At 73.3% G+C, this 21,182-nt stretch carries 20 protein-coding genes; 8 read left to right on the forward strand and 12 right to left on the reverse strand.

The annotated features are described in order from the left end of the window. Window positions 1–22: 22 nt before the first annotated feature. The 4 genes from I8D64_RS09560 to I8D64_RS09575 all read right to left on the reverse strand — a co-directional run bounded on the left by I8D64_RS09560 (window position 23) and on the right by I8D64_RS09575 (window position 2,658). A complete protein-coding gene (locus tag I8D64_RS09560; RefSeq protein ID WP_200502270.1) occupies window positions 23–871 on the reverse strand; it encodes an aldo/keto reductase in 849 nt (282 codons plus the stop codon). 72 nt (window positions 872–943) lie between these two features. Further along, a complete protein-coding gene (locus tag I8D64_RS09565; protein WP_200502271.1) occupies window positions 944–1,678 on the reverse strand; it encodes an MgtC/SapB family protein in 735 nt (244 codons plus the stop codon). Between the two features lie 12 nt (window positions 1,679–1,690). Continuing rightward, the gene (locus tag I8D64_RS09570; protein ID WP_200502272.1) at window positions 1,691–2,200 is read right to left on the reverse strand and encodes an NUDIX domain-containing protein; all 510 of its coding nucleotides are present in this window, start codon (window positions 2,198–2,200) and stop codon (window positions 1,691–1,693) included. Next, window positions 2,197–2,658, reverse strand: a complete 462-nt coding sequence (locus I8D64_RS09575) for a hypothetical protein (RefSeq protein WP_200502273.1) — start codon at window positions 2,656–2,658, stop codon at window positions 2,197–2,199. The genes I8D64_RS09570 and I8D64_RS09575 overlap by 4 nt, the downstream gene beginning before the upstream one ends. Window positions 2,659–2,714: 56 nt before the next feature. On the opposite strand from I8D64_RS09575, the gene I8D64_RS09580 reads away from it, so the two are divergent. After that, window positions 2,715–3,689: a DMT family transporter gene (locus I8D64_RS09580; RefSeq protein WP_343068523.1), complete on the forward strand. Its 975-nt coding sequence runs from the start codon at window positions 2,715–2,717 to the stop codon at window positions 3,687–3,689. 53 nt (window positions 3,690–3,742) lie between these two features. Next, window positions 3,743–5,581 carry a glycoside hydrolase family 15 protein gene (locus I8D64_RS09585; protein ID WP_200502274.1) on the forward strand — a complete coding sequence of 613 codons (1,839 nt, stop codon included), beginning with the start codon at window positions 3,743–3,745 and terminating at the stop codon, window positions 5,579–5,581. 12 nt (window positions 5,582–5,593) lie between these two features. Here I8D64_RS09585 and I8D64_RS09590 read toward each other — a convergent pair whose 3' ends face one another. Both I8D64_RS09590 and I8D64_RS09595 read right to left on the reverse strand, forming a co-directional pair. Continuing rightward, window positions 5,594–7,177, reverse strand: coding sequence for an HNH endonuclease signature motif containing protein (locus I8D64_RS09590; protein WP_200502275.1), 1,584 nt, complete (start codon window positions 7,175–7,177; stop codon window positions 5,594–5,596). 214 nt (window positions 7,178–7,391) lie between these two features. After that, window positions 7,392–7,883, reverse strand: a complete 492-nt coding sequence (locus tag I8D64_RS09595; RefSeq protein WP_200502276.1) for an SRPBCC family protein — start codon at window positions 7,881–7,883, stop codon at window positions 7,392–7,394. A 131-nt stretch (window positions 7,884–8,014) separates the two neighbouring features. Here I8D64_RS09595 and I8D64_RS09600 point away from each other — a divergent pair, with 131 nt between their 5' ends. Beyond that, window positions 8,015–8,896: a hypothetical protein gene (locus I8D64_RS09600; RefSeq protein WP_200502277.1), complete on the forward strand. Its 882-nt coding sequence runs from the start codon at window positions 8,015–8,017 to the stop codon at window positions 8,894–8,896. 38 nt (window positions 8,897–8,934) lie between these two features. On the opposite strand, the gene I8D64_RS09605 is transcribed toward I8D64_RS09600, so the two are convergent. The 6 genes from I8D64_RS09605 to I8D64_RS09630 form a co-directional block, all read right to left on the reverse strand. Then, complete coding sequence (locus I8D64_RS09605; RefSeq protein WP_343068524.1) at window positions 8,935–9,819, reverse strand: aminotransferase class IV; 885 nt, start codon at window positions 9,817–9,819, stop codon at window positions 8,935–8,937. Between the two features lie 70 nt (window positions 9,820–9,889). Continuing rightward, a complete protein-coding gene (locus tag I8D64_RS09610) occupies window positions 9,890–10,687 on the reverse strand; it encodes a hypothetical protein (RefSeq protein WP_200502278.1) in 798 nt (265 codons plus the stop codon). A 36-nt stretch (window positions 10,688–10,723) separates the two neighbouring features. Continuing rightward, window positions 10,724–11,983 (reverse strand): glutaminase, encoded by a 1,260-nt coding sequence (locus I8D64_RS09615; RefSeq protein WP_200502279.1) that lies wholly within the window; start codon window positions 11,981–11,983, stop codon window positions 10,724–10,726. A gap of 31 nt (window positions 11,984–12,014) precedes the next feature. After that, window positions 12,015–13,253, reverse strand: a complete 1,239-nt coding sequence (locus tag I8D64_RS09620) for a galactokinase (protein ID WP_239205655.1) — start codon at window positions 13,251–13,253, stop codon at window positions 12,015–12,017. Further along, on the reverse strand, window positions 13,250–14,086 hold the full coding sequence (locus tag I8D64_RS09625; protein ID WP_343068525.1) for a nucleotidyltransferase family protein: 837 nt from the start codon (window positions 14,084–14,086) through the stop codon (window positions 13,250–13,252). Before I8D64_RS09625 ends, I8D64_RS09620 begins: the two co-directional genes overlap by 4 nt. A gap of 73 nt (window positions 14,087–14,159) precedes the next feature. Next, window positions 14,160–14,729, reverse strand: coding sequence for a hypothetical protein (locus tag I8D64_RS09630; RefSeq protein ID WP_200502280.1), 570 nt, complete (start codon window positions 14,727–14,729; stop codon window positions 14,160–14,162). A 144-nt stretch (window positions 14,730–14,873) separates the two neighbouring features. On the opposite strand from I8D64_RS09630, the gene I8D64_RS09635 reads away from it, so the two are divergent. The 5 genes from I8D64_RS09635 (at window position 14,874) to I8D64_RS09655 (ending at window position 21,100) form a co-directional block, all read left to right on the forward strand. Then, window positions 14,874–15,491, forward strand: coding sequence for a TetR/AcrR family transcriptional regulator (locus tag I8D64_RS09635; protein ID WP_200502281.1), 618 nt, complete (start codon window positions 14,874–14,876; stop codon window positions 15,489–15,491). 66 nt (window positions 15,492–15,557) lie between these two features. Then, window positions 15,558–15,944 (forward strand): BlaI/MecI/CopY family transcriptional regulator, encoded by a 387-nt coding sequence (locus I8D64_RS09640; RefSeq protein ID WP_200502282.1) that lies wholly within the window; start codon window positions 15,558–15,560, stop codon window positions 15,942–15,944. Further along, on the forward strand, window positions 15,941–16,855 hold the full coding sequence (locus I8D64_RS09645; protein WP_200502283.1) for a M48 family metalloprotease: 915 nt from the start codon (window positions 15,941–15,943) through the stop codon (window positions 16,853–16,855). The genes I8D64_RS09640 and I8D64_RS09645 overlap by 4 nt, the downstream gene beginning before the upstream one ends. 10 nt (window positions 16,856–16,865) lie before the next feature. Further along, complete coding sequence (locus I8D64_RS17810) at window positions 16,866–18,788, forward strand: cytochrome c oxidase assembly protein (RefSeq protein WP_200502284.1); 1,923 nt, start codon at window positions 16,866–16,868, stop codon at window positions 18,786–18,788. Next, a complete protein-coding gene (locus I8D64_RS09655) occupies window positions 18,788–21,100 on the forward strand; it encodes a heavy metal translocating P-type ATPase (RefSeq protein ID WP_200502285.1) in 2,313 nt (770 codons plus the stop codon). The genes I8D64_RS17810 and I8D64_RS09655 overlap by 1 nt, the downstream gene beginning before the upstream one ends. The last annotated feature ends 82 nt before the right edge of the window (window positions 21,101–21,182 follow it).

Consider the following 21,182-nt stretch of genomic DNA (forward strand, 5'->3'; position numbering starts at 1 on the left):
GGGCGGCCGACTGCTCAGGGCATCAGGCGCCCTGGTGACCCGTGAACTCCCCGGGGTGCTTGCCCTGCCGTCCGCTCTCGCCCTTGTGGAGCGCGGTGATCCGCGCGATCTCGTCGCCGGTCAGGGAGAGGTCGAGGGACTCGAGGTTCGAGACGATCCGCGCGGGGGTGACGGACTTCGGGATCACCACGTCGCCCAGGGCGAGGTTCCAGGCGATGAGCACCTGGGCGGGATCGGCGTCGTGCGCGCGGGCGATCTCGAGCACCACCGGGTCCTCGAGCTCCCCGCCGCCCTGGCCCAGCGGGGACCAGGCCTCGGTGACGATGCCCTTCTCGGCGTGCAGCGCGCGCAGCTCGGGCTGGTTGAAAAAGGGATGCAGCTCGATCTGGTTGAGCACGGGCAGCACGCCGGTCTCCGCCTCGAGCATCTCGAGGTCCTCGGCGCGGAAGTTCGAGACCCCGATCGAGCGGATCCGCCCCTGCTCCTGCAGCTCGATGAGGGTGCGCCAGGTCTCCAGGGCGAGCCCGTTCTCCGGCGCGGGCCAGTGGATGAGGTAGAGGTCGAGCTCGTCCAGGCCCAGATCGGTCATGGTGGCGTCGAACGAGCGCAGCGTCGCCTCGCGCCCCTGGTCCTGGTTGGGGACCTTCGAGGTCACGAAGTAGTCGTCGCGCGCGAGGCCCGAGGCGGCGAGCGCCCGGCCCACGCCGTCCTCGTTGTTGTAGCCGCGGGCGGTGTCGACGTGCCGGTAGCCGGCCTCGAAGGCCTGCACGACCACGTCGGCCGCGACGTCGGGCTCGACCTGCCAGACCCCGTAGCCGAGCTGCGGGATCGATCGACCGTCGCGGAAGCGGATGGAAGGTGCGCTGTTCATGGTGCTCCTCGGGTCGTGGTGCGCGACGGGCGGCCGCGCCTGTGCAGTCGTCCCCCAGCCTAGCCAGGGGCGTCAGTCGTCGTCGGCCTCGCTGCCCGACCTGCCCTGGTTCTTGGCGAGCGAGACCCGCTCGACCCCGGCGACCTCGAGCAGCGGCGGGATCAGATCGCGCACGGGCGGGCGGCCCAGGAAGCGGATGTCCATGACGATCTTCGGCTCGCCGTCATTGCCGGTGATCTTGCGCGAGTTCTCGATCGAGTTCGTGAAGCCGGCACCGGTCGCGGTCGCGAGGATGTCGCGCAGCGCGCCCCGGCCGTCGGCGTAGGTGACGCGCAGCAGACGGTGGCGATCGGGACCGGGGACGCGGCGCACGAGCGGGGCGACCACGAACAGCGTGATCAGGTGCAGCGCGGTGAGCATGATGCCGAGCGAGAGCATGCCGCTGCCGCACGCCATGCCTACGGCGGCCGAGACCCAGACCGTCGCGGCCGTGGTCAGCCCGCGCACCATGGAGCGGCCCTTGAAGATGACGCCCGCGCCCAGGAAGCCGATGCCGGACACGATCTGGGCGGCGATGCGCGAGGGGTCGAGGTTGACCTCGTCGCCGAGCACCGCCGCGAAGCCGTAGGCCGAGACCAGCGTGAAGGCGCACGAGCCGAGCCCCACGAGCACGTGGGTGCGGTAGCCGGCGCTCTTCTGCCGCATCTGGCGCTCGAGGCCGATCAGCGAGCACAGCACGAACGTCGCGACCAGCAGCTCGGCCTCCACGAGGCTCGTCGGCTGCACGAGTCCCACCAGGGGATCCATGGTGCCTCCTTCCTAGAGCTCGACGGGTCCGAGGCCGACGGGTCGGATCGACGGATCGGCCTGCAGCCAGTCGGCGATCGCCCGCGGACGCACGTCGAAACGGTCCAGCTGCTCCACGGGCAACCAGGAGGTGCCGACCTGCCAGGCGTCCATCTCCGTGGTCGCCTCCGCGCGGGGCTCCTCACCGGGCTCGAGCCCGCACCAGAAACCCACGTTGAGCTGGTGGGACAGCGGGATCTGCTCGCGGCGGAAGCCACCGATCTCGGTGAGGAACTCCCACACGCACGCCACGCCGTGCACGCGCACGCTGGCGCCGATCTCCTCGGCGCACTCGCGCACGAGCGCCTCGGCCTGCGTCTCGCCGTACTCCTGCCCGCCGCCGGGCAGGTCGAAGACCTCGTGCCCGTCGACGTCGGAGCGGTTCATGAGGATCGCCCCGTCGCGCAGGATCAGCGCCTTGACGCCGACGCGGGGCCCGAGGGCGTGCGCGGGGTGGGGTTCTACGCGGTCCTCCTGGCTCACCCGAGGGCCTCGCCCGAGAGCGGGTCCTCCCCGCCGTCGGTGCCGTCGAGGTCGACGCCGTCGGCCGCGATGTCCTCGTCGACGCCGCCCAGGGCGTCCACGTCCTCGGTGTCGCCGTCGAGCTCGGAGACCTCCTCCGCGTCATCTCCCTCGGAGACCATCTCGTCGCCGTCGCGGTTGCCCTGCTCTGCGGCGGCCGAGTCGTCCTCGCCGAGGCTGCTCGGGTAGTCAGGGTCGTAGAACGAATCGTCCTCGGCGTCGCGGTCGCGCTCCTCCTCGAGGACGTCGTCGGCGCCCTCGACGCCGGTGCCCTCGGGTCCTTCGGCGCCCGGCTCCACGCTGGGGTCCTCGTCCTCGTCCTCGTCGTCGATGGCCGCCTCGAGGCTGCTCTCCTCGGAGAGGTCCGACGGCGTCGGGTCGTTGAGGTTCGTGAGGTCCTCGTCGTACTGCTCGGTCATGATCGACTCCTCCGTGTCGGGAACTCCCCGAGTCTACGGACCTAGAGTGGACCCCCGTGGCACCCTCCCCTCTCTCCTTCTCACTGGGCCGCGCCCCGCGCTGGGCGCTGCCGGTCGCGCTGGCGGGCGGACTGCTCTCCGCCGTGCAGTCGCGCATCAACTCGCGCCTGTCCACCGAGCTCGCCGACGGCTTCACCGCCTCGGCCATCTCCTTCGGCACGGGCCTCGTGATCGTGCTGGTCATCGTGCTCTCCCGGAGGTCCCTGCGGGCGCGCGCCGCGACCTTCGGGCGCGATCTGCGCATCGGCGCGCTCCCCTGGCCGCTCGCGCTGGGCGGGATCGGCGGGGCGACCTTCGTGCTCGGCCAGACCTTCACCGTCGCCCTGATCGGGGTGGCCCTGTTCATCGTCTGCGTCGTCGCCGGCCAGACGGTCACCGGACTCGTCGTCGACCGCGTCGGCCTGGGACCCGGCGGCGTCCGACCGCTCACCGCGCCCCGACTGATCGGGGCCGCACTGATGGTGCTCGCGGTGGGGCTCGCGATGTCCTCGGGCGTGGGCGTCGACGTCCCCTGGCCGCTGCTCGTGCTGCCCGTGGTCGCGGGGGCGGCGATGGGGCTGCAGCAGGCGGTGAACGGCCGGGTCTCCCAGCACACCGGGCACTTCATGATCGCCACCCTCGGGAACTTCGTCGTGGGCACCGCGATGCTCGTGCTGGTCGCGGTGGTCCACACCCTCGTCGTCGGGCACGGCCCCGCCCCGCTCCCCGCGAATCCCCTGCTCTACCTGGGCGGAGCCATCGGCGTCGTGTTCATCGCCATCGCGGCGCAGCTCGCGGGTCCGCTGGGAGTGCTCACCCTCGCGATGACGACGATCGCCGGGCAGATCGTGGGCTCGGTGCTGCTGGACGTCCTCGCCCCCACGGGCACCGAGCACCTCACCCCGCTCACCCTGGTCGGCGCGGCCCTCACCCTCGTCGCCGCCGCGGTCACCGCGGGCATCGGCCCCGCGCGCAGGAGGAGCGGCTCCTGACCTCACGCGGTTCCTGACCGCCGTCCGCGACCGCGGGTGCAGAATCGGGTGGCATGGAGCATCGCGAGCACCGCATCGAGGACCACGCCCTGCTGTCCGACCGACGGGGATCGGCCCTCGTCACCCGCGAGGGCCGCATCGACTGGCTGTGCATGCCGCGCTTCGACTCCCCCGCCGCGCTCTGCGCGCTGCTGGGCGATGACCGCAACGGGCACTGGACGCTGGGCATCCGCGGCGGCGAGGCCACCTCTCGCCGCTACCACGAGGGCACGATGATCCTCGAGACCACGTGGACGGGGCCCGACGGCACCGCGCAGGTCATCGACATGATGCCCTCGGACATCACGCCCGAGGACGCAGCCGAGGACCCGTCGGCCGATGAGCGCGCCGACCTCGTGCGCCTCGTGCGCTGCACCGAGGGCAGCGTCGAGGTCGAGCAGCAGCTGCGGATCCGCTTCGAGTACGGCGATGTGGTGCCGTGGGTGCGGCGGCGCGAGGACGCCGAGGGCGCCTCGGTGATCTCCGCGGTGGCCGGCGCGAGCGCACTGGCCCTGCGCGGCCCGGGCCTCACGGCGAGCGACCACGTGCACACGGGGCGCTACGTGCTGCGCGCCGGCGAGGAGCAGGCGTGGACGATGACCTGGCATCCCTCGTGGACGGAGCTGCCGCGGGCCGTGGACCCGCAGCGGGCCATCGAGCGCACGGCGACGGCGTGGCGCGAGTGGCTGGGGCGCGTCGAGGTCGACGACCGCTACCGGCCGGAGGTGACGCGCTCGCTGCTCGTGCTGCACGGCCTCTCCGACGTGATCGCGGGCGGCATCGTCGCGGCGCCCACGGCGAGCCTGCCGGAGGACTTCGGCGGGGAGCGCAACTGGGACTACCGCTACTGCTGGCTGCGCGATGCGGCGCTCTCGCTCGAGGCCCTGCTGGGCCACGGGCACGTGGAGGCGGCCGTGGGATGGAGGGACTGGCTGCTGCGCGCGATCGCCGGGGACCCCCAGCACATGCAGATCATGTACTCCATCTCCGGGGAGCGCTCGCTGCCGGAGCGGGAGCTGGGCCACCTCTCGGGCTTCGCGGACTCGCGACCGGTGCGGGTCGGCAACGGCGCGGCAGTCCAGTACCAGGGCGACGTGGTGGGCGAGGTGCTGGTGGGGTTCGCTGCCATGCGCGAGGCGGGGCTCGAGGAGACCACGTGGTCGTGGTCGCTGCAGCGCTCACTGCTGGAGTTCGCGTGCTCGCATCTGGAGACGCAGGACCAGGGCCTGTGGGAGATGCGCGGGGAGCCCGCGTTCTTCACGCATTCGCGGGTGATGATGTGGGCCGGCTTCGACCGGGGCGTCCGCGGCGTCGAGGAGCTCGGGCTGCGGGCGAAGGACGGGGAGCTCGGGAGATGGCGGGCGGCACGCGACCGCCTGCGGGACGAGATCCTGCGCGAGGGCGTGGGGCCCGACGGTGCGTTCACCCAGACCTACGGCAGCACCGAGGTGGATGCCTCGCTGCTGCAGCTCGCCCGGATCGGCTTCGTGGATCCGGAGGATCCGCGGATGGTCGCCACGGTGCGTCGGATCGAGGACGAGCTGATGACCGACGGCGGTCTGGTGCTGCGGTACCGCACGACGGGCCAGGACGGACTCAGCGGGAACGAGAATCCCTTCCTGGCCTGCTGCTTCTGGCTCGCCGAGTACTACGCGCGGGCAGGGCGCATCGAGGACGCGCGGCAGATGCTCGATCGAGTCCTGGCATGCGGGAACGATCTGCTGCTGTTCTCCGAGGAGTACGACGACGCGCACCAGCGCATGGCCGGCAACTTCCCGCAGGCCTTCAGCCATCTGGCTCTGGTGCGCGCGGTCGATGCGCTGTGCGAGGCGGAGGGCAGCGCCGCGCGCTGACCCGCGTGGGGGTCAGAACGGCGGTGGCGGAGCGCCCGGCGGCGCATTCTGCGGTGGCCTCTCGGGCGGGGACTCGTCCCGTAGGGCCCGGATCCGCGCCCAGGAGTCCTCGAGGTCCTTCACGATCGCGGGGGTCGCGAGGTCCGTGTCGTCCTCCTGGAAGATCCGCATCTCCTCGTCGACGCTCCAGAGGGTTCCGGTGCGGCCGGTCGGCGAATGGGAGGCATCCACGCGCACCGGGTCGATGCGGCGGGCGGTCTTCAGAGCGTGGTGCTTCCAGCACAGCAGGTGGAGGTTGTCCACGGAGGTCCGGCCGCCGCGCAGCGGGTCCTCGTGGTCGTACTCCTCGATGTGGTCGGCCTCGGTCGCGCAGGACGCGGGGCGCCGGCAGCCGGGCACGGCGCAGGTCGTCATCCGCACGCGCAGATGCTCCCGCATGGCCTGCGGCGCCGCGTAGCGCTCGGCGGGCGCGGGCAGGAACTCCCCGGTCACTGGGTCGGTGAGCAGCCGGTACCAGGCGTCCTCACCGGCGGCGAGCTCGCGGGCCATCTCGGCCGGGATCGGGATCCGACCATCCAGCATGCCGGGGGCGTCGCTGTGGCCCATGAGCGACAGCAGGGGGACCGTCACGTTCATGCGGAAGGACGCGGCGCTCAGGTCCACGCCGTCGGTGTCCAGGTCTGCCGTGGTGAGCAGGTGGTAGCGCAGCTCGGACAGCGACAGGGGCCGTTCCCGTTCGGCCGCGCGACCCTGCGGGTCCAGGGGGACCTCGACTCCGGCCTCGAGAGCGTGGCGCTGGGCAGCCTGGAGAGTCCGCGCGGCATCATCGAGCCGGTGGGCGAGCTGCAGCAGCTCGGGGACGGGGCCGACGATCCGCAGACACGCCGTGCCGTCGTCCCCGCCGTGCTCGAACTCGACGCGCCGCCGCGCCTCGACATCGAGACGGGGCGGCAGCTCGCGGCGCTCGAGGAGCGTCGCGACGACGGTGCCGAGGCAGCGGCTGAAGTGCTCGGAGGTGATGCCCGGGTCCCAGGCGCTCACGGTCGCATCGACCAGCCCCATCTCCTCGTCGGTGAGGCCGAGGGTGCGGCGCAGCAGCTCGCGGAACCACGCGGCGGGGAACTCCCCGGCCCGCAGGCGGGCGAAGATGCGCGGGCAGAGGTCGACGGCGCGGTGACCGTCGCGGATGCGGCGGTAGGCGACGGTGTCGGAGCAGCGCAGCGCGGCCGCGACCAGCAGGTCCTCGCACTGGGCATCCTCCGGCGTGCAGCCGCCGGTATCGCGGCCGCGCCAGGACGGCGCGAGGGCGGCGAGGGACGCGGCGAGCTCGCGAGACTCGCGCACGCCCTGGTCCCAGATGCTCTGGACGCGCTCGGTGACCTCGAGGGTCGGTGAGACGTCGACCCGCGCGGCGACGGACTCGCGCGTGAGAGGGCGCGGGGAGCGCGGGCGGATGCGCTGGACGGGGTCCTGTGCGGCGCGCTCCGCCTGCTGGGCGCGCAGCAGCTCCACCCTCTCACGCGGGAGCGCCATGCCGGGGAACAGGGCGTGGTCGCCGAGGATCTCCTGGCGCGGGCCCGGGTCGAGCGCGGTCATCCTGTCCCCTCTCCTCCACGTCGAGGAATCGAACACTTGTTCGATTCTCCGCCCATCGTATCGGGCGAATCGGACACTCGGAAGAGGGGCGACGAGGATGTGGAAAAGACCGTGCTGGGGAGGAACGGACGCACCGGGAACCGGGGCGGACCTGCGGGGTGAACAGGGCGGATACCACGAAGCGAAGGGAGGCGGCCGCGATCACCCCGCCCGCTCACTCCCCCGCGAGCACCCTCCGGATCGCCTCGAGCGTCGCCGGGATGCCCGACTCCGCCGCCTTCCGGCGCGTCGCCATCTCCTCCTCCGCGCGGTCGCCGTAGCGCTCGGCGAAGGTGGTCTCGAACAGGGGCGTGGTGCGGGTGTACTCGGTGAGCAGGGTGCGGGGCCCGCTCGCCGCGCCGCCGCCCCCGTCGACCGCCTCCGCGCGCTCCATCCGGTACCCCCACTCCGCGCGGCCGGGGCCGACGGACCACGCGAAGCGCTCGCCCGGGACGTCGGCGACGACCTCGGACGTGGTGTGCCACTCGCGCTCGGGCGTGCGGTTCCAGCCGGTGAAGCGCGCGCCGACGCCGCGGGTCTCGTCGTCCCATGCGCAGCGATAGCACTGCTGGCTCCATTCACCGGTGCGCGTCACGTCGCTGAGCAGGGCGTACACGTCCTCGGGAGCGCCTGGGACGATCAGGGAGTCCTCGATCTCGTAGGTCATGCCCTGATTCTGCCCTGAGCGCTCCGTCGCGCACTCGACGCGAAGAGTTCGCCTGCTCGTCACCTGCCGACGGGAGGGCCCTGCATACGGTGGTCCTGCAGCCGCAGCTCGACGAGAAGAAGGAGGTCGCCATGAGCATCACGGATCGGATGCGCACCCTGCTCCACGGGGAGGGGACGCCCGCTGCGCACGCAGCGCCCGTCGACGACGTCCTGCGCGCCGGGGCGTCGGCTCCGAGCATCGACCAGCAGGTCGACATGCTCGCCGCGCTCGGCCTCTCGCTGCGCGAGCACGTCACGCCCGCCGCCGTCGCCCGCGCCGTGCAGGCCGCCTCGCGCCGCGACCTCGAGCTCGTGCCCGATGCGGATGAGCAGCCCGAGACCACTCCCCCGGTCCCCGGCCTGCAGCGCTGCGCCTTCTGGTGGCTGCTGCACGAGCGGATCGACGGGCGCTACGCGATCGGCGGGCGTCACCGCGTGCTGCCGCCCCGCGCGGACCTCTTCGGGGAGTCCACGCCGAGCGCCGAGCAGCTCGAGCGCAGCATCCACAAGGTCGCCCAGCGCCTGTGCTCGGACACCGGGGCCCCTCTGCCCGAGATCGAGGTGACCGACCTGCGCGTGCGCTCGCAGCTGCTCACCACCGCGACCGTCCGCCTCGACGGCCGCCCGCACATCTGGTCCGACGTGCGCGACCGCGACTTCGTGCGCACCCTCGCGCGCGTCTGCTCGAGCGACGAGCAGACCGTCATGGTCTTCGACGACCACGGAGCGGACACCCACTGGACCCGGCCGATGGTCGATGTGCTCGTCGTGCCGACCGAGCACGTCGGCGGCGTCGCCGCGCTCCTGCGCGAGCACGTGCGCCCGGCCGTCGCCGCGGCGCACGCATGGATCGACCTTCCCTACTCGGGTCGGGACGAATCGGCGCGTGCGGGTCTGCACGGCACCTGGCGCCGTCGCGCGCAGCGGATGACGCCGTGGGCGCCGCCGGCGCTCCTCCGCCGCGCCGCCTGAAAGTCCCGCCCGGAGCCCCCGGAGCCCCTGTTACCCGCCTACTTCCGCCCTGCGATCGCCGCGCTCAGGCGATCGGTGAGCGACCGGTCCACAGGCAGCTCCACGTCATCGAGATGCGTGATCGGGCAGGCCAGACGCACCGAGGACAGCAGCCAGGCGCCGTCGGACTCCGCCACCTGCGCGAGCGTCATCAGCTCCTCCGCCGCCTCGGCGCCCTCGCCGCGCACGAGCTCGAACACCGAGCCCAGGCTCGTGCCGGGCAGCACGCCCGCGTCCACCGGCGTGGTGAGGAAGCGGTTCCCGCGCTTGACCAGCAGGGTCGACGTCGGGCCCTCGAGCGCGTACCCGTCGGAGGAGATGAACAGGACCTCGTCGGCCCCGCGCCGCGAGGCCTCGCGCAGGCCGGCCATGTTGATCGCGTAGGAGAGGCTCTTGGCGCCCGCGAGCAGCCAGGGGCTGGTCTGCGGCGCGGTGGTGGGGATGCCGCGGTCCAGGGCCGCGACGCGCAGGCCCGCGCGAGCTGCGGCGTAGCTCGGGGCGGCGTCGGCGAAGACCCAGGCGCTGGGCCGCGCCTGCCCCTCGACGCCGCGGGAGACGACGATCTTCACGAGCAGCTCGGGGACCGGCAGGTGCGCGGTGACCGCGGCGTCGACCGCCTGGGCGAGCACGTCCAGATCGAGCGCGGGCAGGTCGAGCATGCGGGCGCTGCGCTGCAGGCGCTCGAGGTGCGGAGTGAGGTTCGCCGGGCGGGAGTCGAACACGCCCACGGTCTCGAACACGCCATCGCCCCGGGTGGCGGCGAGATCGGTGACGCGCAGCTGCGGCGCGCCCTCGTCGACCAGGCGGAAGGCCGGACGGGCCTTGAGCGCGGGATCGGCGGCGACTCCGGGGATCATCACCAGGACGGCAGGACGAGAGGACACGACGGCTCCTTGGATCGGGCGGGGAACCCCCGATCCTACGCGCGCGCGGCGCACACGGCCGCGCGCCGGTTCACTCGCCCGTCAGCACCACCACGAGGCCGTCGGCGCGCCAGGCGATGCCGATCTCGAGCGGGTCGCCCGGCAGGTCGGCATCCATGACCTCGACGCGCGCACCGGGGACGGCGCCGCGCAGGTCGGCGACGGCGAGGGCGTCCGCGGGCGCGTCGACGCCCGAGGGTGCCTCGGCGGCCAGGGCGACGGCGCGCTCGGGGTCCTCGGCGAACAGGGGCGCGAAGAAGGACTCCTCCATACGGTCGGCGACCAGCTCGGCGTCCACCGTCTCGTCGGCCGTCGTGGTCACCGCGAGATCCAGCGCCTCCGTGAACCGCTGCACGTAGTCGACGAGGTCCGGGGCGACGAGGGTCAGGGCGAGGTCCTCACCGATCGCGAAGACCGGACCGGGCGCGCCCTGCGCGTCGATCGCGAGGACGACCGCGACGTCATCGCCCTCGTACAGCGGTGTGAAGGAGACCGGGTCGGTGAGGATCGTGAAGGGGCCCAGGTCGCTGCGCTCGTCGACGACGATCGTGAGCGCCGCGTCGCCGCCGACCACCCGGATACCGCCGAACTCGTCGGCGATCCTCGCGAGAGCGGGCGGCAGGTAGGCGCGGGGGTCGCCGGCGACGCCGCCCGCGAGCCCCGCGGTGCCCGGGGCGCCGTCGCTCTGCTCGTCCTCGGCCTCGAGCGGTGCGATCAGCTCGAGCACGTCCTCGTGGCGGGCGGCGAGCGCGGTCAGGCGGTCGATCGGCCCGCGCAGGGGCTCGATGGGCAGGGGCGCCGCGTCGTGCGGCCAGTCGAAAGCGGGCATGGGCTCATCGTGGCACAGGAGCCGGTCGCGACGGCCCTACTCGTCCCGACGGTCCGAGACCACGCGGGCGATGTAGGGGACGCGCCCGCGGCCGAGGTCCCCGAGGCGGCCGTGGGGGTCGACGACGACCACGCGGTGCCCGTCGGCCGCGAGGCGCGCGAGGCCCTCGTGCAGCATGCGCCGTCCCACGTCGTTGAGGGAGGAGACCATGCCGATGTCCACCACGACGTCGCCCTCGCTCGGGTCGATGCGCTCGAAGTGCCGCAGGGCCATCTCCGCCGAGGCGAAGTCCATCGCGCCCTGCAGCACGACCAGGCGCCGGCCGCGCAGGGTCCTCTCGCGGCGGCCGATGACCTCGAGGGACGGCTCGGGGATCCGCATCAGGTGCAGGTTCATGTCTCGGCTCAGGCGCTCGAAGACCCGCACCCCGCGTACAGAGTTGCCGAAGCGGTCCAGGCGCGGGGAGAAGGTGCCCGCGCCCACCTGCCCGGGCAGCGCGCCGAGGATGCCCCCGGCGACGCCCGACTTCGCGGGGATGCCGACGGCGGAGAGCCAGTCCCCCGCCGCGTCGTACATGCCGCAGCTCGTCATCACCGAGAGCACCTGGCGGGCGACCTCCTCGGGGACGACCTGCTCGCCGGTCAGCGGATTCGTGCCGCCGCGGGCGAGGGTCATGCCCATCACGGCGAGGTCGCGCACGTCCACGAGCGCAGCGCACTGGCGCGTGTACCCGCGCACGGCCTCCTCGGGGGAGCCGGAGATGATGCCGTTGGCGCGCACCAGGGAGGCGAGCGCCAGGTTCCGCCAGACCTCGGACATCTCGGAGGCGAAGACGTCCTCGTCGACCGTGAGCTCACGCCCTGCGAAGGCGCCCAGGCCCTCGATGACGCGGGAGGTGCGGGCGTCCTCGTCGAGGTCCGCGGGGCCGACGAGGGTGTGGGTGGTGATGGCGCCGATGTTGATCATCGGGTTCTCGGGGCGCCCGGTCCGCTCCTCGAGGCTGATCTCGTTGAAGGCGTCGCCCGACAGCTCGACCCCGACCTTCTCGAGCACCGCGTCGATGCCGTGGTCGCGCAGCGCGAGCGCGTAGGCGAAGGGCTTGGAGATCGACTGGATGGTGAAGCGGCGCTCGGCGTCCCCCGCGCTGTAGAGGGTGCCGTCGGGGGTGCACAGGGCCACGGCGAGGTGGTCGGGGTCGGCCGCGGCGAGCTCGGGGATGTAGTCGGCGACGGCGCCGTCGTCGGCCGCGCATTCGGACAGGATCTGCTGGAGGTACTCGCCGACGGGGGAATGCATGGTGCCTCCTGGGGCGGGGTCGGATGGGTGCTCAGCTGCTCCGCACCCGGTGGGCGGGCGGTCCCGGACGGGTGACGAGCCAGGTCGCGGCGCGCCCGGCGACGGGGAAGGTGTCCGCGTAGCGGTCCACCCAGTCGACGGCGAAGCGGTCCGCGCGCTCGGCGGGGACCATCGCCCAGACGCTGCCGCCGAAGCCCGCGCCGAAGGCGCTGGCGGCGTCGGCCCCCATCTCCCGGGCCAGGCGCTGCAGGGCGACGGTCTCGGGGGTCTGGTTGCCCAGGCCCTCCTCGGCGAGCTGCTGCGACTCGTCGACCAGGCTCCCGAAGGTCGCGAGGTCGCCGGCGGCGAGCGCGTCGGTCGCCGCCGGGATGATCCGCTCGGACTCCTCGAGGAACTGGGAGAGGCGGGCGGAGAGGTAGGTGCCGGGGTCGATCAGGGCGCGCAGCTCGTCAGCGGCGCCGGGGTCGGCGGCAACGACGTCTCCGAGCGTGGCGTCGTGGCGGCCCGTGCGCTCGTTCCAGATGCCCACGATGTCCCGCGCGGAGAGGGAGACGCGGTTGTAGTGCTCGAGGGCGGATCCGGTCTTCTCCGCCTGCACCCCGGACACTGCGATGACCAGGGCGCGGTCCTCGGGGAAGGGCACGGCGCTCTCGAAGGCGACGGGGCAGAAGGAGTACTGGACCATCTGTCCCTCGCGGCCGCACAGCATCGCGACGTGGTCCTCGCTGCCGCCGAAGGTGCCCACGCCGCGGTGGCCGGCGAGCGGGCCGTAGCTCTGGCCGTTCTCGACGCAGCCGAGGTACTCGGCGAGGCGCTCGCGATCGGTGACGACCTCCCGGTAGGCGGGCTCGTCGCCCATCCGGCAGAGCTCGCCGTAGGCGAGGGCGAGGCCGACGACGAGCGCCGAGGAGCTCGACATCCCGGCCGCGAGCGGCAGGTCCGATTCGATGCCGATCTCGGCGCCGCGGGAGCGGCCGGGGAAGTTCGCGCGCAGCCGGTCGACGACGGTGCGCACGTACCCCGACCAGTGGCCCGCGCCGAGCCGTCCGGCGGGCTCGGCGTCGAGGTCGATCTCGAGGGTCTCCCGGGCGATGGAGCTCGTGACCAGCAGCTTCCGGTCCTCGCGGGCGCGCGCGGTGACGGTGTGGCCGCGGTCGACGGCGGCCAGCAGGGAGCGCCCGCCGGCGTAGTCGGTGTGCTTGCCGAGCATCTCGACCCGGCCGGGCACGAACCAGGCGACCTCGTCGGGCAGGGAGGCGGGCGCGTTCACAGCCGCACCTCGATGCCCGCGAGCGCTTCCTGGACCGAGGCGATGTCGCCGCGCGAGGACATGTCGAGCACGCCCACGGCGGCGGGCACCACGGTGAAGACCTCGCCGCCCGCGACCTGACGGCGCACGGCGTCGATCACCTCGTACTCGCCGCGCGGGGACGGGTCGATGCGCGCGCAGGCCTCGAAGATGCCGGGGGTGAACAGCCAGGCGTTCATGGAGACGGGGGCGTCGTCGCCGAAGGCGGCCAGGGTCTGCTCGTCGGGCTTCTCGACGATGTCCCGCAGGCGGCCGTCGGCGTCGACGTCCACGAGGGCGAAGGCGCGGATGCGCTCGGCGGGGATGTTCGACTGCGCGACGAGGGCCTCGCGGTCGAAGCCGACGAGGGCGCTGCCGGGGGCGGCGGCGAGGGCGCGCAGGGCCTCCGCCGGGTAGTGGTTGTCGGAGTTCAGGACGATCACGCGCTGGTCGCCGGCGAAGTCGCGGGCGGCGGCGACCGCGTCGGCGGTGCCGCGCGGCTCGGCCTGGACGGCGGTGGTGACGGTGACGCGGCCTCCGCTCGTGCGCTCCGCGTACTCGCGCAGCACGTCGTGCTCGGGGCCGATGACGAGGCACACGTCGGTGACGCCGACATCCGCGAGGGCGCTGATCACGAAGTCGAGGAAGGGACGGCCGACGTCGATGAGGGCCTTCACGCCGCTCGCGGCGACCGCGGCCTGCTTCTCGTCGACCTGCGCGTCGTCGTCGGCCCTCCGCATGCGGGTGCCGAGCCCGCGGGCGAGGATCACGGCACGGGTCACCGGGGCGGCAGGGCTCGTCGTCGTCGCGCTCACGGGGACGAGTGTAGAAGGCTGCGCCCGGGACGGTCTGGATGACCGCGCCCGGGGCGCGCGCCATCCGATCCGATCAGGCCGCCCGACCTCCCCCGGCGGGGCGCAGCCGCAGTGCGGAGACCAGGTAGAAGATGCCGCCGAGGACCGCGTAACCGCCCACGGAGGTGAGCGCGGAGGAGCCGTGCAGGCCCTGCAGCAGGAACGACGCCCCGGCGAGGACGGAGATGCCGCCGCTGAGCATCTGCGGCACCTGTCCGCCCAGACGCCTGCGACGGACCGCCGCGAGGAGCTGAGGAACCCCTGCACCGATGGCCCAGATCCCCCAGACGACCAGCGCGCTCGCGGGCGAGATGCCCGCCGCGATGCCGAGCGCGACAGCCACCACGATGCTGACCCCGATGTTCACGCGCTCTGCGGTGCGCTCGCTCCCACCGGCCTCGGCGCGGCGCATCTGCCAGAGGACCGCGGCCGCGTCGAACAGCGGATAGATGACGAGCAGGGGCACGAGCAGGGGGCCCGACCCGATCGCGAACAGCAGGATCGCCCAGACCAGCGCGAAGCCGGAGCGGACGAGGTAGAGCCCGCGCAGCGCTGCGCCGAACGATGCGGGGACTGCGGGCGTGGGGAGGGCGCTCTGTGCCATGACGAGTTCCTTGTCTGCGAGACGCGCGGCGGACGGCCGGTCGCGGGAGGGCTGCGACGCCCGCCATCAAGTAGAGTAACTAGTTCGTCTACATAAGGCAACATAGACTCGCTGCGCACATCAGCGCAGGAAGGGAGAGCTCTCATGGGCCAGGCCGGGACCGCTCCGTCGTCGACCACGGCACAGCCGACGAGGAGGGCAGGACGCGCGCAGACCCGCGAGCGCATCCTCGAGAGCGCCAGCGACCTCTTCTACGCCCAGGGCATCCGTGCCACGAGCGCCGACCGCATCATCGAGATGGCGGGCATCACCAAGGTCACCTTCTACCGCCACTTCCGCACCAAGAGCGACCTCGTGGTCGCCTACCTCGAGATGCAGGCGACCGGGGAGAGGGCGTGGCTGACAGGTCTGCGCGTCCCGGGCGCCCCCGAGCAGACCCTCCAGGGGCTCGCCGCGGGGATCGGCACGGCGAGCTGCAGCCCCGGCTTCCGGGGATGCGCGTTCATCAATGCCGCAGCCGAGTTCGCCGACCCGGACGACCCCGTGCGCACCGTGGTCCACGACCAGCGCACATGGATGCTCGGGCAGTTCGAGGAGATCGCGGAAGAAGCAGGTGCAGGACGCCCCTCGGCGACCGCGCGCGAGCTCATGCTCCTGCGCGACGGCGCGATGGTGAACGGCTACGTCGGCGAGCCGTCGACCGTGGGGGAGGCGCTGGGAGGCGCGTTCGCCTCCGTCATCGCCGCCGCGAAGGCCCCGTGACCGTCCACGACGCCGTGTAGAGTTGCGCGGGTCGTCCCCACCCCGTCCACCCGAGGAGATCCGCCCATGGCAGGCGTGCGCGCACGCTCGAACGGCGCCCTGGAGGCGCTGGTCATGCGTGCCCTCTGGCAGGCCGACGAGGCGCTCGGCGCCCGCGCGATCCTCGGCACCTTCGCCGACCCCGTCCCCGCGTACACGACCGTCCTCACGGTGCTCACGCGCCTCGAGGAGAAGGGGATGGTCGAGCGGGAGGCGATCTCCCCGCGCAAGGTGCGCTTCCGCCCGCGCGTCAGCAGCGCCGAGGCGCACGCCCGCGACATGGTCGAGACCCTCGACGAGGCCGACGACCGCCGCGGCGCCCTGCTCGCCTTCGCCGACACGCTGAGCAGCGAGGACATCGAGCTCATGCGCAGCGCGATCGACGCGCGCCGCCCGCGGGGCGCCGCCTCGTGATCGTGCTGCTGCTCGTGCTGGCCGGGGCGCTGCTGTGCGCGCCCGCCTCCGTGCTCCCGCTCGTCGCGGGCCGCTGGCAGGTCTGGCATCCGCGGCTCGCGCTCGGGCTGTGGCTCGGCGTCGGCGCGGCGGGCCTCGCGCTCGCGGCCGGCTCGGTCCTGGCCGCCGGCCTGCTCGTCGCCTTCGCAGGGCCGACGGGGGCCGCTTCGGTCTCCGCCTCGGCGCGTGCGCTCGCGCTCGCGCTGCTCGCGTGGATCGGGCTGGGCGGCGCCGGGGTGCTCGCCGCGATGGCGCTCGGAGGCCAGGGGCGGGGCGCATCGGACGAGGGCACCGCCGCCGATGCCGACGCCGCCGCCGAGGACGCCCTGCTCGACGCGGAGGGAGCCGGCGCCGCACGCCCCCTCGTGCATCGCTCCCCAGCCACCGTGCGCATGGCCTTCGACGCCGAGACCGGAGCGGTGCTCTACGAGGTCGACGACCCGCGCCTCATCGCCCACGCGATCGGCGGGCGCCACCCCGAGATCACGGTGTCGCGACAGGCCCGCGAGGCGCTCACCGCCTGTGAGCTGCGCGGCGTGCTCGCCCACGAGGTCGCCCATCTGCGCGGCCGCCATGCGGAGATGCGGCGGCTGTGCGCCTGGCACGCCGCGTGCCTGCCCCGGCGCTCCGCGCTGCGCCGCCTGCTGGTGGGGCGCGTGCACCTGCTCACCGAGCTCGCGGCCGACGATGCCGCCGCCCGCGCCGTCGGCGAGGGGCGTCTGCTCGCGGGACTGCGCGCCTCCCACGCCCTCGTGGCCTCGCCCGCACTGCTGGTGCGCGCCGAGCGCCTCGCCGCCCGCGGTGCGGAGGACCGTGTGACCTCGGCTCCAGCACCCCTCCCCGGCCCGGCCGGGAACGTCTACACGAAGTAGAGTTCTGGGCGTGAGAACCCGAGTCGTCGCGTGGATCGCCGTGGCGGTCGCGCTCGTGTGCGTGCCGCCGCTGATCGCCGACGCCGCGCTCGGCGAGCAGCTCTTCACCTCCATCCACCGGGAGTACCCGGGAGCGACCACCGCGATGGTCGCGGGGCTCATCGAGTCCGCCGCCGCCCTCGCGGGAGTGCTCACCCTGGGTTCCCTGGTCACGGTCGCCTTCCTGCACGGACGCACCCGCAGGACGGCGCGGCGCGTGCAGTCCGCGCCCGACCTCACCGCGCTGCTCGTCTCCTCGGTCAGCTGGTGCGCGCTCTCGCTCGCGAGCATCGTCGCGAGCGCCGCCGACACCAACGGCCTGGCGCTGTCGCGGGTGATCAACCCCGACACGATGCTGCGGGTGTACTCGTTCGGGTACATGCCGCGGGCCTGGACGGTCACCGCGGTCGCGGCGCTCGTCGTCGTCCTCACCGCGTTCCTCGCGACCCGCTGGGCGACCCTCCTGCTGGCCCTCTGGGCGGCCTGCATCGGCATCCTCGCGCCGGTCGTCGTCGGGCAGATCCTCGTCGGCCCGAACCACGACGTGGGCTCGGACGCCGGCACCCTGCAGACCCTCGTGATCGGTCTGCTGCTCGCCCCGCTGCTGGTCGATGCGATCCTCGGCGCGACGGGCGCCCCGCGGACCGACCGCGGCCGCCTGCGCCTACTGGCGCGGATCGGCGTGCCCGCGGCGCTCGTGCTCGAGGTCTTCCTCTCCTGGTTCAAGCTCCAGGGCGCCGGCGCGCTCGGCACACCGACCGCGGCGCTCGAGGGGGTGCGGATCCTGCTGCTGCTCGCGATGGGCGCGCTGCTGCTGGTGCGGGGCTCGGGGACTCTCAGGGGCCGGCGCGTCGCGGCCCTCGGCGTGCTGCTGCTCGCGGTGCTCGGCGCCGGCGCGGCGATGCTGCGGATCCCGCCGCCGCAGTACTTCGTGCCCACCTCGATCCCCGAGGTGTTCATGGGCTACGAGGTGCCCGAGGCACCCTCGGCCGAGGTGCTGGTCTCCACCGGACGGCTGAACCTGCTGTTCAGCGTGCTCTCGCTCGGCATGATCGTGCTGTACCTCGCGATGGTGGTCTCGCTGCGGCGCCGCGAGGATCGCTGGCCGCTCTCGCGCACGATCTTCTGGATCGCGGGCTGGCTGGTGGTGCTGCTCGCGACCAACAGCGGGATCGGCCGCTACTCGGCGCCCGACTTCGGCGTGCACATGGCCGTGCACATGAGCCTGGGCATGCTGGCCCCGATCTTCCTGGTCCAGGGCGGGATCATCACGCTGATCCTGCGCGCCTCGGCCGCGCACGCGCGGACCGTCGGCATCCACGCCTGGGTCACGCAGGCGCTGAACTGGTCGGTGCTGCGGACCGTGTACCACCCGGCGCTGGTGTTCATCGTGTTCATCGGCAGCTACTACGGCCTGTACTTCTCGCCACTGTTCGGGCTGATGATGCGCTACCACTGGGCGCACCAGCTGATGAACCTGCACTTCCTGCTCGTCGGCTACCTCTACTACAGCCTGATCATCGGCGTGGACCGGCCGCCGCGGCCGCTGCCGCACATCGGCCGCCTCGGCTACATCCTCGCGGCGATGCCGTTCCACGCCTTCTTCGGCGTCGCCATCATCTCGAGCTCCACGATCCTCGCGGAGACCTACTACACCTACCTCGATCTGCCGTGGGCGGACCTCGCCCACTCCCAGCAGGTCGCCGGGTCCGTGGCCTGGGCGGGCGGCGAGGTGCCGCTCGTGATCGCGATCATCGCGCTCGGCGTGCAGTGGGCCCGGCAGGACGACGTCGAGGCCAGGCGCCGCGACCGCCACATGGATCGCGGGCTCGACGACGAGTTCGACGCGTACAACGAGATGCTCAAGAAGCTCTCGGACAGGAAGGGCAGCTGATGACCCGCTCCGCGACCGTCCCCGCCCCCACCGCTCCCGGCCCGATCGATCCGGCCGAGCGCTGGAGCTTCGACGTCTCGGGGATGACCTGCGCGGCGTGCGCGAACCGCATCGAGCGCAAGCTCAACAAGGCCGACGGCATCTCCGCGACGGTGAACTACGCGACCGAGCGCGCGCTGGTCACCGGCATCGAGGCTCCGGACGAGGCGATCACGCTGATCCGCGCCGCGGGCTACGACGCCGCCGTGCACGACGAGGCCGACGACACCTGGTCCCGCCGCGCGACGGAGATGCGCATCACCTCGCTGCGGCGCCGGCTGATCGCGGCCGCGCTGCTGACGATCCCGCTGATGGACGTCTCGCTCGTGCTCGCCCTGGTGCCGCAGTGGCGGTTCCCGGGCTGGGAGCTGCTGTGCGTGCTGCTCGCGATCCCCGTGGTCACCTGGGCCGCCTGGCCCTTCCACCGGATGACGCTGCGGAATCTGCGCCACGGCGCGGTCTCCATGGACACCCTGGTCTCGATCGGGATCGCGGTGTCCTTCGGCTGGGCGATCGTCTCGATGCTCGTGGGCCTCGAGCCGCAGGACGGCTTCTGGCTCGGCTTCGGGCGCGCACCGGCAGGGGCCGACGCCCTCTACCTCGACGTCGCGGCCGGGATGACCACCTTCCAGCTGGCCGGGCGCTACTTCGAGTCCCGCAGCCGCCGCCGCGCGGGCGACGTCCTGGGGGCGCTCACCGCGCTGGGGGCGAGCGAGGCGCGCGTGCGTCGCGACGGCGCCGAGTCCATGGTCGCGATCGATCAGCTGCGCCGCGGCGACCTGCTCGTGGTGCGTCCCGGCGAGACCGTCCCGGCCGACGGGGAGATCGTGGAGGGCTCGGCCGCGATCGACACGGGGGCCATGACCGGCGAGTCCGTGCTGCGCACGTCCGGGATCGGCGACGAGGTCGTGGGCGGCACCGTCTCGACCGACGGGCTGCTGGTGGTGCGGGCGACGGGCGTCGGCGCGCACACGCAGCTCGCGCAGATGGCCGCGATCGCCGAGCAGGCGCAGGTCCGCAAGGCCGACGTGCAGCGCGCCGTGGATGCCGTGGTGCGCGTGTTCGTGCCGGTCGTGCTCGTGCTCAGCGTGCTCGTCGCCGGCGTCTGGCTGCTGCTGGGCGCGAACACCGCGACCGCGGTCTCGAACGCGATCAGCGTGCTCATCATCGCCTGCCCGTGCGCGCTCGGCCTCGCGACCCCCACCGCGCTGATGGTGGGCGTGGGCCGCGGCGCCGTGCTCGGCATCCTGGTCAAGGGCCAGGACGCCCTCGAGGCGAGCGGCACGGTGACCACCGTCGTCCTGGACAAGACCGGCACCCTGACCGCGGGCGCCCCGAGCGTCGAGCGGGTGGTGGTGACGGGCGGGGCGAGCGCCGCGCAGGTGCTGCGCTGGGCGTCGGCCGCCGAGTCCTCCTCCGAGCACGCCGTGGCCACGGCCATCCGCGAGCACGCGGCGAGCCGCGTGGCCGACGTCCCCGAGGCCCGCGACTTCCACGTCACCCCCGGGCTGGGCGTCGAGGCCGAGATCGAGGACGCGCAGGTGGCCGTCGGCAGCCCCGCGCACATGGAGAGCCTCGGCGTCGCCGTCCCCGCGGACCTCGCGGCGACGGTGCGCGAGGCGGAGGCCTCCGGGCGCTCGGCGGTGCTCGTCGCCCGCGAGAGCGGGGCCGTCGGCGCGATCGTGCTGGCGGACGAGATCAAGCCCGACGCGCGCGGTGCGATCGCCGCCCTCCACGAGGCGGGCCTGCGCACCGTGCTGCTGACCGGCGACTCCGAGGCCGCCGCCCGGCGCGCGGCCGCGGACCTCGGCATCGACGACGTGCGCGCGGGCGTCCTGCCCACGGGCAAGGCCGCCGCGATCGAGGAGCTGCGCGCCGAGGGCCACTCGGTGGCGATGGTCGGCGACGGCATCAACGACGCCGCGGCGCTGGCCGCGGCCGACCTGGGGCTGGGCATGGTGACCGGTACCGATGTCGCCCTGAAGTCCTCGGACATCATCCTGGTGCGCGAGGACCTCTTCGCCGTGATCGACGCGATCGCGCTCTCCCGCGCCACCAACCGCACCATCCGCACGAACCTCGTGTGGGCCTTCGGCTACAACGTGGCGGCGATCCCGATCGCGGCGATCGGCCTGCTGAACCCGCTCATCGCTGCGGGCGCGATGTCGCTGTCCTCGGTGTTCGTCGTGCACAACTCGCTGCGCCTGCAGAACTTCCGCTCGCGCCGGCCGCGCTCGGGCCACTCGGGGCGCTCCGGGCGCTCCGGGCGCTGAGCGCGCCGCCGGTCGATTTGCGGCCCCCGTCGGCCGGCCCTAGAGTTCTCTACAGAACGTAGAACTAGGACGGGCGGAGCGG

This window comes from Brachybacterium halotolerans (assembly GCF_016623465.1).
GTDB classification, from domain to species: domain Bacteria; phylum Actinomycetota; class Actinomycetes; order Actinomycetales; family Dermabacteraceae; genus Brachybacterium; species Brachybacterium halotolerans.